Annotated in this window: 12 protein-coding genes; 6 read left to right on the top strand and 6 right to left on the bottom strand. The window is 57.5% G+C overall.

Annotation, left to right across the window (positions count from 1 at the left end; translation table 11 throughout):
• Window positions 1-9: 9 nt before the first annotated feature.
• Together ADJ24_RS11060 and ADJ24_RS11055 are read right to left on the bottom strand one after the other, a co-directional pair.
• Window positions 10-1,074 (bottom strand): efflux RND transporter periplasmic adaptor subunit, encoded by a 1,065-nt coding sequence (locus tag ADJ24_RS11060; RefSeq protein WP_023310667.1) that lies wholly within the window; start codon window positions 1,072-1,074, stop codon window positions 10-12.
• Between the two features lie 108 nt (window positions 1,075-1,182).
• Entirely contained in the window at window positions 1,183-3,891 is a 2,709-nt protein-coding gene (locus tag ADJ24_RS11055; RefSeq protein ID WP_023310666.1) for a cation-transporting P-type ATPase, read from the bottom strand.
• Between the two features lie 478 nt (window positions 3,892-4,369).
• Between ADJ24_RS11055 and ADJ24_RS11050 the strand changes: the two genes are divergently transcribed.
• The gene (locus ADJ24_RS11050; protein WP_013097677.1) at window positions 4,370-4,618 is read left to right on the top strand and encodes a DUF1158 domain-containing protein; all 249 of its coding nucleotides are present in this window, start codon (window positions 4,370-4,372) and stop codon (window positions 4,616-4,618) included.
• An 82-nt stretch (window positions 4,619-4,700) separates the two neighbouring features.
• Here ADJ24_RS11050 and ADJ24_RS11045 read toward each other — a convergent pair whose 3' ends face one another.
• Window positions 4,701-5,042: a RamA family antibiotic efflux transcriptional regulator gene (locus ADJ24_RS11045; RefSeq protein WP_032668308.1), complete on the bottom strand. Its 342-nt coding sequence runs from the start codon at window positions 5,040-5,042 to the stop codon at window positions 4,701-4,703.
• A 32-nt stretch (window positions 5,043-5,074) separates the two neighbouring features.
• Entirely contained in the window at window positions 5,075-6,178 is a 1,104-nt protein-coding gene (locus tag ADJ24_RS11040) for an MBL fold metallo-hydrolase (protein ID WP_023310664.1), read from the bottom strand.
• 190 nt (window positions 6,179-6,368) lie between these two features.
• Here ADJ24_RS11040 and ADJ24_RS11035 point away from each other — a divergent pair, with 190 nt between their 5' ends.
• The 3 genes from ADJ24_RS11035 (at window position 6,369) to nfsB (ending at window position 8,091) form a co-directional block, all read left to right on the top strand.
• A complete protein-coding gene (locus ADJ24_RS11035; protein ID WP_023310663.1) occupies window positions 6,369-6,959 on the top strand; it encodes a TetR/AcrR family transcriptional regulator in 591 nt (196 codons plus the stop codon).
• Window positions 6,949-7,317, top strand: coding sequence for an MmcQ/YjbR family DNA-binding protein (locus ADJ24_RS11030; protein ID WP_023310662.1), 369 nt, complete (start codon window positions 6,949-6,951; stop codon window positions 7,315-7,317). Before ADJ24_RS11035 ends, ADJ24_RS11030 begins: the two co-directional genes overlap by 11 nt.
• Before the next feature lie 120 nt (window positions 7,318-7,437).
• Window positions 7,438-8,091, top strand: coding sequence for an oxygen-insensitive NAD(P)H nitroreductase (gene nfsB, locus ADJ24_RS11025; RefSeq protein WP_023310661.1), 654 nt, complete (start codon window positions 7,438-7,440; stop codon window positions 8,089-8,091).
• Between the two features lie 27 nt (window positions 8,092-8,118).
• On the opposite strand, the gene ADJ24_RS11020 is transcribed toward nfsB, so the two are convergent.
• Window positions 8,119-8,721 carry a hypothetical protein gene (locus ADJ24_RS11020; RefSeq protein WP_023310660.1) on the bottom strand — a complete coding sequence of 201 codons (603 nt, stop codon included), beginning with the start codon at window positions 8,719-8,721 and terminating at the stop codon, window positions 8,119-8,121.
• A 150-nt stretch (window positions 8,722-8,871) separates the two neighbouring features.
• A complete protein-coding gene (locus ADJ24_RS11015; protein WP_023310659.1) occupies window positions 8,872-9,741 on the bottom strand; it encodes a helix-turn-helix transcriptional regulator in 870 nt (289 codons plus the stop codon).
• 107 nt (window positions 9,742-9,848) lie between these two features.
• Here ADJ24_RS11015 and ADJ24_RS11010 point away from each other — a divergent pair, with 107 nt between their 5' ends.
• Both ADJ24_RS11010 and ADJ24_RS11005 read left to right on the top strand, forming a co-directional pair.
• On the top strand, window positions 9,849-11,285 hold the full coding sequence (locus tag ADJ24_RS11010) for an MFS transporter (RefSeq protein ID WP_023310658.1): 1,437 nt from the start codon (window positions 9,849-9,851) through the stop codon (window positions 11,283-11,285).
• A gap of 65 nt (window positions 11,286-11,350) precedes the next feature.
• Window positions 11,351-12,592, top strand: coding sequence for a mechanosensitive ion channel family protein (locus ADJ24_RS11005; RefSeq protein WP_023310657.1), 1,242 nt, complete (start codon window positions 11,351-11,353; stop codon window positions 12,590-12,592).
• Window positions 12,593-12,654 lie beyond the last annotated feature (62 nt).

The following is a 12,654-nucleotide window of genomic DNA, read 5'->3' as shown; positions in this document are numbered from 1 at the left end:
GATGGCTCCTTAATTCAGTATCTGGACGGCAGCGCCTGGCTGCACGCGCTGCGCGCCGTCAGTAATCGCTCGCTCACCGGACTTCACGCCGGAGGTGATCCGGAACTGCTGGCCGATCTGTCCGGCGATCTTCAGCGGCCGCATTTCGGCTTTTCCGTCGGCGTTAACCACCCAGGCAAAGAACCCGTCGCCGTTCTGCTGGACCGCCGCCGCGGGTAGGGTCAGAACCGACAGCTCGCTGGCCGGGCGCAGCGTCACGTTCACGCTGCCGCCGGGCAACAGCTGATGGCGCGGGTTGGCAAACTCGGCGCGCAGCATCACGCTGGCGGTGCGCGGATCGATGCGGTTGTCCACTGAGGTGAGCTCGCCGCTGACGCGCTGGCCGTTGCTGTCAATGAACGCCTGCCAGCCCTGCTTCATGGCGCTGATATCCGCATGCTGTCCGGCTTTAGTGGCAAATGCGCCCTCTTCCAGAGCAAAGGCGATGCGGATGGGATCGAGCTGCACCACCTCCACCAGCACGCCGCTGGCAGGGTTGACCAGGCTGCCGACGTGGAACCGGCTGTGCCCTACGCGACCGTCAATCGGCGAGGTGATGCGGGTGTAGTTCAGAGTGACATTACGGGTTTCGAGCCGGGCTTTTGCCTGCTCCAGCGCGGCGCTCGCCACGTCCCTTTGCATGCGGGCGTTGTCCACGTCGTGACGGCTGATGGCGTTGCTGCTGCCCAGGCTTTCAAAGCGGGAAAGCTGCTGCTGCGCCTGGCGCAGCGTGGCTTCGGCGCTTCTTACCTCGGCCTGCGCCAGGCGCAGGGCGGCGCGCGGCTCGGCGTCGTCCAGCTCGAACAGCAGGTCGCCTTGTTTCACGTACTGCCCGTCGCGGAAGTGGATTTTGGCGATCGCGCCTTCGGTGCGCGCGCGCAGCTCAACGGTGTGGATGGCTTCGATGCGGCCAGGGATCTGGCGCTCGGCGGCGTGGGCGGTCTGCTCCACGGTGGCGACGCGAACGGGGATGGCGGCGGCGAATACGGGTTGCAGGGTGCAGGCGAGAAGTGCGAACAGGAGTGGGAGTTTCATGGGAGTACCTCAGCGTTGTTTCTCCCCTCACCCCGGCCCTCTCCCACAGGGAGAGGGAGGTCAGAGTCCCCTCTCCCTGTGGGAGAGGGTTAGGGTGAGGGCAAAAGGTTATGCAGCCTGACGGAACCTGCGGGTCAGTCGCTTCTCGATTTCGACGACGAAGAACATCACGCCCGCCACCGCCAGAGTCACAAACCAGTAGCGCAGCGGCAGGGCTTCGGTGCCGAACAACATCTGCATCAACGGCAGGTAGATAATCGCCGCCTGGAGCAGGAATAGCACGCCCGTCACCAGCCAGATCCCTTTGTTCGCCAGCAGGCCGCGGTTCAGGGAGAACCCTTCGGTGTTGCGGCAGTTAATCATGTACACCCACTGGGCGCAGACCAGCATCTGCAGCAGCACGGTGCGGATGAACTCCGCGCTGTGGCCGCGCGGGGCCAGCCAGGCCTCCAGCGCAAAGGCGGCGATGGCAATCATGGTGCCGACGAAGGCCACGCGCCATACGGCGTAGGCGTCCATCACGTGCTGCCCGGTCTGACGCGGCGGACGGCGCATGATGTTGCGCTCCGCGGCCTCAAAGGCCAGGCCGAAGGAGAGCGTGGCGGAGGTGGCCATGTTCATCCACAGAATCAGCACAGGCGTCAGCGGAATGATGTTCCCCGCCAGCAGCGCAATCACAATCAGCAGACCCTGCGCGAGGTTGGTCGGCATGATGAACAGGATGGTCTTCTTCAGGTTGTCGTAAACGCGACGCCCCTCTTTCACCGCGCTGGCGATGGTGGCGAAGTTATCGTCCGTCAGGACCATGTCCGCCGCCTCTTTGGTCACTTCCGTGCCCTTGATGCCCATCGCGATACCGACGTCAGCCTGACGCAGCGCCGGGGCATCGTTCACGCCGTCACCGGTCATGCCGACGATTTCGCCCTTGTCCTGCAGCGCTTTCACCAGGCGCAGCTTATGCTCCGGGCTGGTACGGGCGAAGATGTCATACTTCACCGCCGCTTCCGCCAGCGCGGCGTCGTCCATTTTCTCCAGCTCGTAGCCGGTGACCGCCTGCTCGCTGTTGGTGATCCCCAGCATCTGGCCGATGCTCATCGCCGTCTGCGGGTGATCCCCGGTGATCATCTTCACGCGGATCCCCGCCTGCTGGCAGGCGTTAATCGCATCAATGGCTTCCGGACGCGGCGGATCCATCATCCCGGCGATACCGAGGAAGATCAGGCCGTGGCTCAGGTCGTCGTGCGTCAGTTCCTGCTCACCGTTCGCCGGCTTGAACGCCGCGGCAACCATGCGCAGCCCCTGACGCGCATAGCGCTCCATCTCGCTTTCCCAGTACGCGCGGTTGAAGGCTTCCACGCCGTTGCGGGTCTGCTGCTCGGCACACAGGGCGAAAATGACGTCCGGCGCGCCGGTGATCAGGATCTGCTCCTCACCGCCAATCTGGTAGTGGGTGCTCATGTACTTGTACTGCGAGTCGAACGGGATCTTGTTAACCAGCGTGGTCATGACCGGCTCAAGACTGGCCTTCGCCGCCAGCACCTTCAGCGCGCCCTCGGTCGGCCCACCGGTGATGCCCCACAGGCCGCGCTCGTCCTGAATCAGCTGGCTGTCGTTACACAGGTCGATGGTGCGCAGGTACTGTTCCAGCACGGTGCCCGGCTGGATGTGGACCGGCTCATCGCTGCCTTCCAGGTAGATATTGCCTACCGGCTCGTAGCTGTTGCCGTCCACGCGGTAGCAGGCGTCAGCGGTGATAATGGCTTTGACCGTCATCTCGTTCATGGTCAGGGTGCCGGTTTTATCCGAGCAGACCACGGTCATCGCGCCCAGGGTTTCAACCGTCGGCAGCTTGCGGATAATTGCCCGCTTGCGCGCCATCGCCTGCACGCCCAGGGAGAGGATGATGGAGATAATCGCCGGCAGGCCTTCCGGCACGGAGGCCACTGCCAGGCTAATCAGGGAGAGCAGCAGCTCGCCCATCGGGATCTCGCGGAACGCCAGGCTGAAGACAAACAGCGCGGCCATCATCGCCAGGATAATGGCGAAGATCGCTTTACCCAGCTTGTCCATCTGCACCAGCAGCGGCGTGCGGTGCTTTTCGATGCCCGCCATCATCTGGTTGATGTGGCCAAGCTCCGTATCCTTACCGGTCGCGGTGACCACGCCTACGCCGCCGCCCGCGCTTACGGTCGTCCCGGAGAAGACCATATTGGTCCGATCGCCCAGCGGCAGTTCACCGCTCAGCGGATTAACGTGTTTATCCACCACGGTGGATTCACCGGTCAGAATCGCCTCTTCCACGCGTAAATTATGCGCTTCGATTAAACGCATATCCGCAGGAATACGATCTCCCGCGCGTAATACGATAATATCGCCCGGGACTATTTCAGTTGTGGGTATCGTTTCGTGGTTGCCGTTACGAATAACGCGCGCCTCGCTGGAGAGCATATTGCGAATACTCTTCAGGGATTTTTCCGCGTTGCTTTCCTGGATATGACCAATTAAAGCATTGATTACCGCCACGCCCAGAATAACCAGCGTATCAACCCAGTGGCCCATGATTGCCGTTAATACGGCGGCGGCCAGCAGGACATAAATCATGACATCATTAAAATGGGCCAAAAAACGCAGCCAGGCGGGTTTGCCTTTTTTCTCCGGCAGCGCATTGGGGCCATGTTTTTGCAGACGCGCCTGCGCCTCTGCACGGTCCAGACCGCTGGCCTGGCTCTTCATGTGAGCAAGCACCTGCTCTGTGGTCTGCTGATATGCCAGCCCGCCGGAAGGCGGCACGTTTGGGGATAATTTTTTCTCGGTCATCGTATTTTTCCTTCAATATCCGGTGAAAAGAAGCCTGAATTCCTTTCGGGCATAAATAAATTCATTTTAAAGTCTTGCGGGTAAAATTGATCTACCGCAATATAATGACTTCTCGGTTATTCAAAACTGCTTAAAACTATTTTGATGAGCCAATTTTTACAAAATATTTCTAAACCAAATCTAAACGAGGAGGATCCATGTTTGGTATTTATCGCGGGCGTCGCCTGGCGTTATACATTATCGCAGCCATTGTTATTGCCACGTTAATTGGTTATAGCACCTATACATTTGTAAAATTATTTTCCTGATAAAGACGTTTATTTACATAACGCGATATTAATATAAATGCTGGGTCGTATTTTGTTATTTATTCGCTAAATAATATCTTCGTTTTATTCAATAACGCCTGAATCGCTGATATTGCTTTACGTTACAGGATGCCGGACAATGACATTTTTAACTGACGATTAACATTACGATGAAACACCCGTTAGAATCGCTGCTTACGGCAGGCGGCATTTTATTGCTTGCCCTGCTCTCCTGCCTGCTGTTACCCGCGCCGTCGCTGGGTCTGGTGCTGGCGCAGAAGCTGGTTCAGACCTTTCATATGGTCGATCTGAACCAGCTTTACACCATTCTGTTCTGCGTGTGGTTTTTACTGCTGGGTGCCATCGAATTCTTCGTCCTGCGTTTCGTCTGGCGCCGCTGGTTTTCACTGGCGTCGTAAGCCAATAAAAAAGCCGGGTGGCGACTTCGCCTTACCCGGCCTGTGATGGCAATTTTCCTGACCCGCCAGGGCGGAAAACAGCTCAGTGCGGCTGACTGTGGTTCTCCTTGCGGTACGCACCAGGCGGCTGGTTGAACGTCCGGGTGAAGATACGGGTAAACGTCTGCTGCGAGTCAAACCCGTAACGCAGGCAGATGTCGTACACCCGAGCGTCGGATTCACGCAGATCGCGCGCCGCCAGCAGCAGCTTGCGTTCACGGATATAACGCCCCAGACTCTCCCCTTTGTACTGCATAAACAGCCGCTGCAGGTGCCACTTCGAGTAGCCCGCGTGGCGAGCAATCTCTTCTATACGTAATGGCTGGTGCAGATTGTCGTCGATCCATTCGACGATAGTGTCGATGACTTGAGCGGAAATGGTCATGCTGCTGTCCCCCTCTGCTTCTCGCTTAAACATTATTCCCACCACGCGCGAAAGGTTTGCGTGGCGTCATTCACCCGGACGGGCTCGCCCAGCGCCGGCGTCAGTAGCCGATAATTTTTATCCTTGCTGGCTTTAGCCAGCTGGATCAGCGGATCGTTCCACGTATGTTTCGCCAGCACGAAGCGTCCGTTATGCCCGGGCACAACGGCTTTCGCGTTCAGATCCACCGAGGCCTGCGCCGTTTCCTCCGGGAGCATGTGGATGTACTTCCAGTCCTGGTCGTACTGGCCGTTTTCCATGATGGCGACATCCACGCCATCAAACTGCTCGCCGATGGCCTTAAAGTGCGGGCCGTAGCCGGAATCCCCGCTGTAATAAACCTTCTGCTCTGGCGTGACGAACATAAAGCTGCCCCACAGGGTTCGATCGCGCTTGATGCCGCGCCCGGAGAAGTGGCGCGCCGGCAGAACATGCACCGTCAGTTCATCACTGATGCGTACCGACTGGTTCCAGTCGCGCTCGTCAATAATCTCTGGCTTCATCCCCCAGTAGCGCAGATGGGATCCCACGCCCAGCGGCGTCACCACGCGCTTCACCTTCGGCAGTAGCGCCCTGATGGTGGCGTAATCCAGATGATCGTAGTGATCGTGCGAGATAATCAGCAGGTCGATTTCCGGCATGCTTTCAGCGCGCCACGGATACTCCCCGGCAAAGGCTTTATTCAGAAACGAGAACGGCGCGGCATAGTTGCTGAGCACCGGGTCAATCAGGATGCGTTTGCCCGCGAGCTGCAGGTACCACGAGGAGTGGCCGAGCCACACCAGGGTGTCCTGCTCCAGCGGCAGGCTCGCAAGATCGGTTTTCACCAGCGGCAGCGGCTGGGCCGGGCGCGCGTTTTCGGTTTTTTTGGTCAGAAAATCCCACGTCGCGACCAGCATGTTTTTGTCGCCGTTATAGCCCGGCGTTGGCAGCGTATTGTGGAATTTCCCGTCGCGATACTGGGGAGAGGCCTCCACTTCAGTGAGCTGCTCACCCTGCGGCGGCTGGCCGAATCCGGCATTCAGTACAAACGGTAAACTCGCAGCTGAAGCTATGATCATGATTAACACCACGCAGATGAAGAGAGGTTTTTTCATATCCAGACCCGAAAACGCGCCCCATCCGATAGTTTGCGCGGGGTAAACTTGATTATGAGTGAGTAAGCACTCATTATAGATATGATGATAAAGTCGTCAAGACGTTTTCGATCTTTGACATTCCGCGTTGCAGCGTGTCAAAGCACGTGTTTCAATCAGGGTTTTTATAATTGACAGGGGGAAAAATTTAGTGGCACGTCCGAAGAGTGAAGATAAAAAACAGGCCTTACTGGAAGCCGCAACGGTGGCGTTCGCACAGTCAGGTATTGCCGCCTCAACGTCGTTAATCGCCCGTAACGCGGGCGTCGCCGAAGGGACCCTGTTTCGCTACTTTCCCACTAAAGACGATCTGCTGAATGCCCTCTATCTGCACCTGAAGCAGGATCTCTGCCAGGCCATGCTGGCAAACCTCGATCGCACCATCACGCTGCCCAAAGAACATACCCGCAATATCTGGAACAGCTACGTGGACTGGGGTATTCGTAACCCCGTTTCTCATGCGGCGATCCGCCAGATCGGCGTCAGTGAAAAGCTGAGCGCCGAAACGGAACAGGCGGTGAAAGAGATGTTCCCGGAACTCCATGAGCTGTGCCGCCGCTCGGTGCGTCAGGTGTTTATGTCAGATGAATTTAAAACATTTGGCGATGCGCTTTTCTTATCGCTGGCCGAATCTACAATGGAATTTGCCACTCGCGACCCTTCCCGTGCCGTTGATTTTAAAGCGCTCGGCTTTGAGGTGATGTGGCGCGGGCTTGCCCAGGAAGAGAACGATGGACAGTAAAGCATTGCAGGAGCATGCAAAACGCGTGGCGCTGGAGCTGCCGTTCACCGAACACTGCTGGCCGTTCGGCCCCGAGTACGACGTGTTTAAGGTGGGCGGGAAAATTTTTATGCTGATGGCCACCGTACGCGGACGACCGCACGTCAGCCTCAAGTCAGACCCAGAAAAATCCTTGTTAAATCAGCAAATTTATCGCGGCGTTGAGCCGGGCTATCACCTCAATAAAAAACACTGGATTTCGCTTTACGGCACTGACGACATCACGCCTGAACTGGTCGCCGACCTGATAGCGGATTCGTGGAATCTGGTGGTCGATAAGCTGCCGAAAAAAGACCAGAAGTGGATCCGGCCGGTCTGATTGTTCGTCTGAGACGAACAGATTAAGCGCTCGAATTGCACTTATCTTTTTCCGCGTCCCGCTGTAATCTGCTTTCCTTTCGCGCCCGCGAGCGGGCGAATTTCATCACCAGGAGTTGTTATGGATATCATTTCTGTCGCCCTGAAACGCCACTCTACCAAGGCGTTCGACCCAGCCAAAAAACTGACCGCAGAAGAAGCGGAGAAAATCAAAACCCTGCTGCAGTACAGCCCGTCCAGCACCAACTCCCAGCCGTGGCACTTCATTGTAGCCAGCACCGAGGAAGGAAAAGCGCGCGTGGCAAAATCCGCCGCGGGCACCTATGTGTTCAACGAACGTAAAATGCTGGATGCTTCCCACGTGGTAGTGTTCTGCGCGAAAACCGCGCTGGATGACGCCTGGCTGGAGCGCGTCGTGGATCAGGAAGAGGCCGATGGCCGTTTCAACACGCCGGAAGCCAAAGCCGCAAACCACAAGGGCCGCACCTATTTCGCCGACATGCACCGCGTGGATCTGAAAGATGACGACCAGTGGATGGCGAAGCAGGTTTACCTGAACGTCGGTAATTTCCTGCTGGGCGTAGGCGCGATGGGTCTGGACGCGGTACCGATTGAAGGTTTCGACGCCGCCATTCTCGACGAAGAATTTGGCCTGAAAGAGAAAGGCTTTACCAGCCTGGTGGTGGTACCGGTTGGCCACCACAGCGTGGAAGATTTCAACGCCACGCTGCCGAAGTCTCGCCTGCCGCTGAGCACGATTGTAACCGAGTGCTGAACAAAACGGGCCGCGCAATGCGGCCCGTTACGCTTTACTGATGACTAACCTGCGATGTGGATGGACATCGCGATCGTATCCCCAGGCAAACGCAATCCAGCGCTCTTCCAGCTCGGCGTATGAACTCACCGGTGTTAAGTGCCACTCTTCGCCTACCGTACCGTCCGCCACGCTTATCTGATAATTCATACTGAACGCCCAGTCGATCATACGTAACCAAAACCGCTGCCCGTCTCCGGTTTGCTCGCTGTCAGAAACCACAATGTCGTATTCGCTTAGCACCCACTGGAAGAAGGATTGTGGTAAGCCACTGATGACACGCTGATGAACCGCGCGTGGCGTACGCCAGACCATAACCTGTGTCGCAGCCCCGTGGGGAAAAGTAATTTCTTTATGAAACGTCAACTTAACGGCATACGCCGTATAAGGTTTTCCGTCGTCGGTAGTCACGAGACGATATTCATCGCCATAACGCGATTTTAACAGGCGATATCCCACAGGCAGCATAAATCCGGGCAGGTGAAAATCCACCGTGCCTCGCGCAAGAAACGCTTCAGTATGTTCGACGTTTCGGGAGATAAGGCCTAATTTTTGGCTGAAATCTGCGGAATCAATCATCAGTGGCGACATGGTGGTTTCTCATGGCGTGAGTATAGACGACTTAACACCCCATCGAAATGATGTCGATTCATTCGAGGGGTTTACGTTAAACTCCAACTTACACCTGTTTCATCCATTCAGCAGACTCGGCTCTTACTCCCTGAAAGCCCCTCGCTAAAATTATTTCCCCTGCTCCGCCAGCCACGCCATCGCCCTTTCCCCCGCCTCATCCACCGGTAAATAAACCAGCAGCCGCGAGCCGTTTCGCGGCGCAGAGTACCAGTACATCTGCTGCAGCGTAAAATCCCCCAACTCGGGATGAGTAAACAGCTTGAGCTGGTTCTCCACGCCGCGCACGTCGTTGCGCTGGTGCCACAGGGTTTTGAACTCTTCGGACACCGCAAAGAAGCGCGCCAGTTTGGCCTCCCACAGCGGGTCGCCCCGGTGTTCGGCCATCGCCGCGCGGAAATAGGAGACGAATATCGGCAGCACATCGTCGCGTCTGCCGAGACGCGCGCGCCACGCCGGGTGGGTGAGAAACAGGTAAATACAGTTGCGGTCTTCCGGCGGGATTTCATTGAAATCGACGCCCATCAGGTGCCCGAAGCTGTCGTTCCACGCCACGATGTCGAAATTGGGCTTCTGGATGCTGGCGGGTTTCGGCAGCAGGGTGTCGAGCAGGCGGCGTGTGCCCTCGCTGATGCCCTCGCAGCAGACCGCCTGCGGCGCTTCGCCCGGCGGTAACCCCGCTAACAGAAACAGGTGTCGGGCCTCAGTCGGGGTACACTGCAGCGCTTTTGCCACAGCGGCCATCACCGCGCTGGACGGATTGACGTCCCTGCCCTGCTCCAGCCAGGTGTACCAGGTCACGCCCACGTCAGCGAGCATCGCCACCTCTTCACGGCGCAGACCCGGCGTGCGGCGGCGACCGCTGCGCGGCAGGCCGAGACGCTGCGGATCGAGGCTTTCGCGTCGCGCGCGTAAAAATGCCCCCAGCTGTTTTCGGGTGTCATCCTGAAGTGAGACGACGGGTTCAGACATCAAGGCCATAAATCCCCCTGCATGGTAGTGCCAGTACCAGTATAAGCAAGAACTGGTACCCGTTTATCAGATGGTTGATGCTACGACCATCTGTTGAATGACGCAATGGAGTTACCATGAATACGTCAGTTGTTTCACCGGGCCGCGCTGGCCTGATATTGCTGCTAACCGGCCAGATGCTGCCGATGATTGATACCTCAATCACCAACGTGGCGCTGGACGCCATTACCCACTCGCTGCACGCTACCGCTACCGAACTGGAGCTGATTGTCGCCCTCTACGGCGTGGCCTTCGCCGTCTGCCTCGCGCTCGGCAGCAAGCTCGGGGATAACTTTGGCCGTCGGCGTCTGTTCATGTGGGGCGTCGCGAGCTTTGGCCTGGCCTCGCTGCTCTGCGGGATGGCGGGGAACATTGAACAGCTGCTGGCCGCGCGCATCGTTCAGGGGGCGGGAGCCGCACTGATCGTGCCGCAAATTCTTGCCACGCTGCACGTGACGCTGAAAGGTACGGCGCACGCTAAGGCCATCAGCCTGTTTGGCGGCATCGGCGGGATTGCGTTTATCGTCGGCCAGATGGGCGGCGGCTGGCTGGTGTCGGCGGATATCGCCGGGCTGGGCTGGCGTAACGCCTTCTTTATCAACGTGCCGATCTGTCTGGTGGTGCTGGCGCTAAGTCGCCATTTCGTACCCGAAACCCGTCGCGAGACGCCGTCACGCATCGACTGGACCGGAACCGTGCTGCTGGCGATCATTCTTTGCTGCCTGCTGTTCCCGATGGCGCTCGGCCCACAGTGGCACTGGTCGTGGCCGCTGAAGGTTATGCTTCTCGCCATTATTCCGCTGGGCTGGCTGACGGCGCTGAATGCGCGCAAAAAGGAGCGTGAGAATGCCCATCCGCTGATCCCGCCGCGCCTGCTGCAGCTTCGCAGCGTTCGCTTTGGCATTCTGATTGCGATGCTCTTTTTCAGCGTCTGGTCCGGGTTTATGTTCTGTATGGCGCTGACCATGCAAACCGGTCTGGGGATGGCACCGTGGCAGTCCGGAAACAGTTTTATCGCGCTGGGCGTAACTTACTTTATTTCGGCGTGGTTCGCGCCGAGGCTGATTGCTCGCTACAGCACCAGTACCATTCTGCTGACGGGTCTGGCGATCCAGATTGCCGGCCTGCTGGCGCTGATCGCCACGTTCCGCGTCTGGGGAATGGAGAATACCGCCCTGACGCTGGCGCCCGCGACCGGGCTGGTCGGCTACGGGCAGGCGCTGATCGTGAACAGCTTCTACCGCATCGGGATGCGCGATATTCAGCCTGACGACGCGGGAGCCGCGAGCGCCATTCTCAGCACGCTGCAGCAGGCCGCGCTGGGGCTTGGCCCAGCCATTTTCGGCGCGATTTTGCTCCACGCGCTGCAGAACCATCACGGGGATTACACCCAGGCGGTGAACGTCTTCCTGATGGTGGAAACGGCGATGATGGTGGTGCTTGCCCTGGCGACGCTGCGCATCCGCCATCGCCTGTGCCTGCCAATGGTAAAGGTCTGCCAGGCCACCAAATAAGCCCGTGAATTTGCATAATATATCCGCAGCCGCCATTATGGGGCTGCATCAATACAGGAGACGTTATGCAGGAATTAATTGCTCAGGTTGAAGAGTTAGGCATTGAAATTAATCACACCACTTCTTTAGTGATTATCTTTGGTATTATTTTTCTTACCGCCATCATCGTTCATTTTATTCTGCACAAAGTGGTGCTTCGCGCTTTCGAAAAACGCGCGCAGGCCAGCAGCCATTTGTGGCTGCAGATCATCACCCAGAATAAATTATTTCACCGTCTGGCCTTCACCCTTCAGGGGATAATCGTCAACGTCCAGGCGGTACTGTGGCTACAAAAAGGTAGCGAAGCGGCGGAAATTCTCACGACATGCGCAAAGCTGTGGGTCATGGTGTATGCCCTGCTCTCCTTCTTCTCGCTGCTGGACGTGATTTTTAATCTGTCGCAGAAAATGTCCACCGCATCACAGCTGCCGCTGAAGGGGATCTTCCAGGGCATCAAGCTGGTGAGCGCCATCCTGGTGGGGATATTGATTATCTCCCTGCTCATCGGCCAGTCTCCGGCGATTCTGATAAGCGGTCTGGGCGCCATGGCTGCCGTCCTGATGCTGGTGTTTAAAGACCCGATACTCGGTCTTGTGGCAGGGATTCAGCTTTCCGCCAACGATATGCTCAAGCTCGGCGACTGGCTGGAGATGCCGAAATACGGTGCCAACGGCACGGTGACGGACATCGGTCTGACCACCGTTAAAGTACGCAACTTCGATAATACGATTACAACCATTCCGACGTGGGCCCTGGTCTCCGACGCCTTTATCAACTGGAGCGGCATGTCGGCCTCCGGCGGGCGACGCATTAAGCGCAGCCTGAATATTGATACCACCAGCATTCATTTTCTCGACGAGCAGGAACAGCAGAAACTCATTCAGGCGAAGCTGCTGAAGCCCTATCTGGCCGCGCGACATGAGGAAATTAGTCTGTGGAATCAGAAGAACGCTGAAGGGGAGTCAGTATTAAACCTGCGTAAGATGACCAATATTGGTACCTTCCGCGCCTACCTGAATGAATATCTGCGCAACCATCCGCGTATTCGCAAAGATATGACGCTGATGGTGCGCCAGCTAGCGCCTGATGCGAATGGTTTGCCGATTGAAATATACGCCTTCACCAACACGGTGGTCTGGGCTGAATATGAGGAGATTCAGGCCGACATCTTCGACCATATTTTCGCGGTGGTGGATGAATTTGGGCTGCGTATTCACCAGTCCCCGACCGGGAACGATATTCGCTCGTTGACCCTACAGCATCGGTAAGGTGGGTTGCCGGGCGTGAAGGCAGATGCAGTCTGGTGCCCTCACCCCGGCCCTCTCCCACA

Source organism: Enterobacter sp. 940_PEND (assembly GCF_001059415.1).
GTDB lineage: Bacteria > Pseudomonadota > Gammaproteobacteria > Enterobacterales > Enterobacteriaceae > Enterobacter > Enterobacter cloacae_M.
This window is presented reverse-complemented; position numbering and strand designations above follow the sequence as displayed.

Bases quoted from the DNA above. Each gene is read 5' to 3' on its own strand.
- ADJ24_RS11060 (WP_023310667.1), bottom strand. From the start codon at position 1,074: ATGAAACTCCCACTCCTGTTCGCACTTCTCGCCTGCACCCTGCAACCC.
- ADJ24_RS11050 (WP_013097677.1), top strand. From the start codon at position 4,370: ATGAAACACCCGTTAGAATCGCTGCTTACGGCAGGCGGCATTTTATTG.
- ADJ24_RS11015 (WP_023310659.1), bottom strand. From the start codon at position 9,741: ATGGCCTTGATGTCTGAACCCGTCGTCTCACTTCAGGATGACACCCGA.
- nfsB (WP_023310661.1), top strand. From the start codon at position 7,438: ATGGATATCATTTCTGTCGCCCTGAAACGCCACTCTACCAAGGCGTTC.
- ADJ24_RS11020 (WP_023310660.1), bottom strand. From the start codon at position 8,721: ATGTCGCCACTGATGATTGATTCCGCAGATTTCAGCCAAAAATTAGGC.
- ADJ24_RS11040 (WP_023310664.1), bottom strand. From the start codon at position 6,178: ATGAAAAAACCTCTCTTCATCTGCGTGGTGTTAATCATGATCATAGCT.
- ADJ24_RS11045 (WP_032668308.1), bottom strand. From the start codon at position 5,042: ATGACCATTTCCGCTCAAGTCATCGACACTATCGTCGAATGGATCGAC.
- ADJ24_RS11030 (WP_023310662.1), top strand. From the start codon at position 6,949: ATGGACAGTAAAGCATTGCAGGAGCATGCAAAACGCGTGGCGCTGGAG.
- ADJ24_RS11005 (WP_023310657.1), top strand. From the start codon at position 11,351: ATGCAGGAATTAATTGCTCAGGTTGAAGAGTTAGGCATTGAAATTAAT.
- ADJ24_RS11055 (WP_023310666.1), bottom strand. From the start codon at position 3,891: ATGACCGAGAAAAAATTATCCCCAAACGTGCCGCCTTCCGGCGGGCTG.
- ADJ24_RS11010 (WP_023310658.1), top strand. From the start codon at position 9,849: ATGAATACGTCAGTTGTTTCACCGGGCCGCGCTGGCCTGATATTGCTG.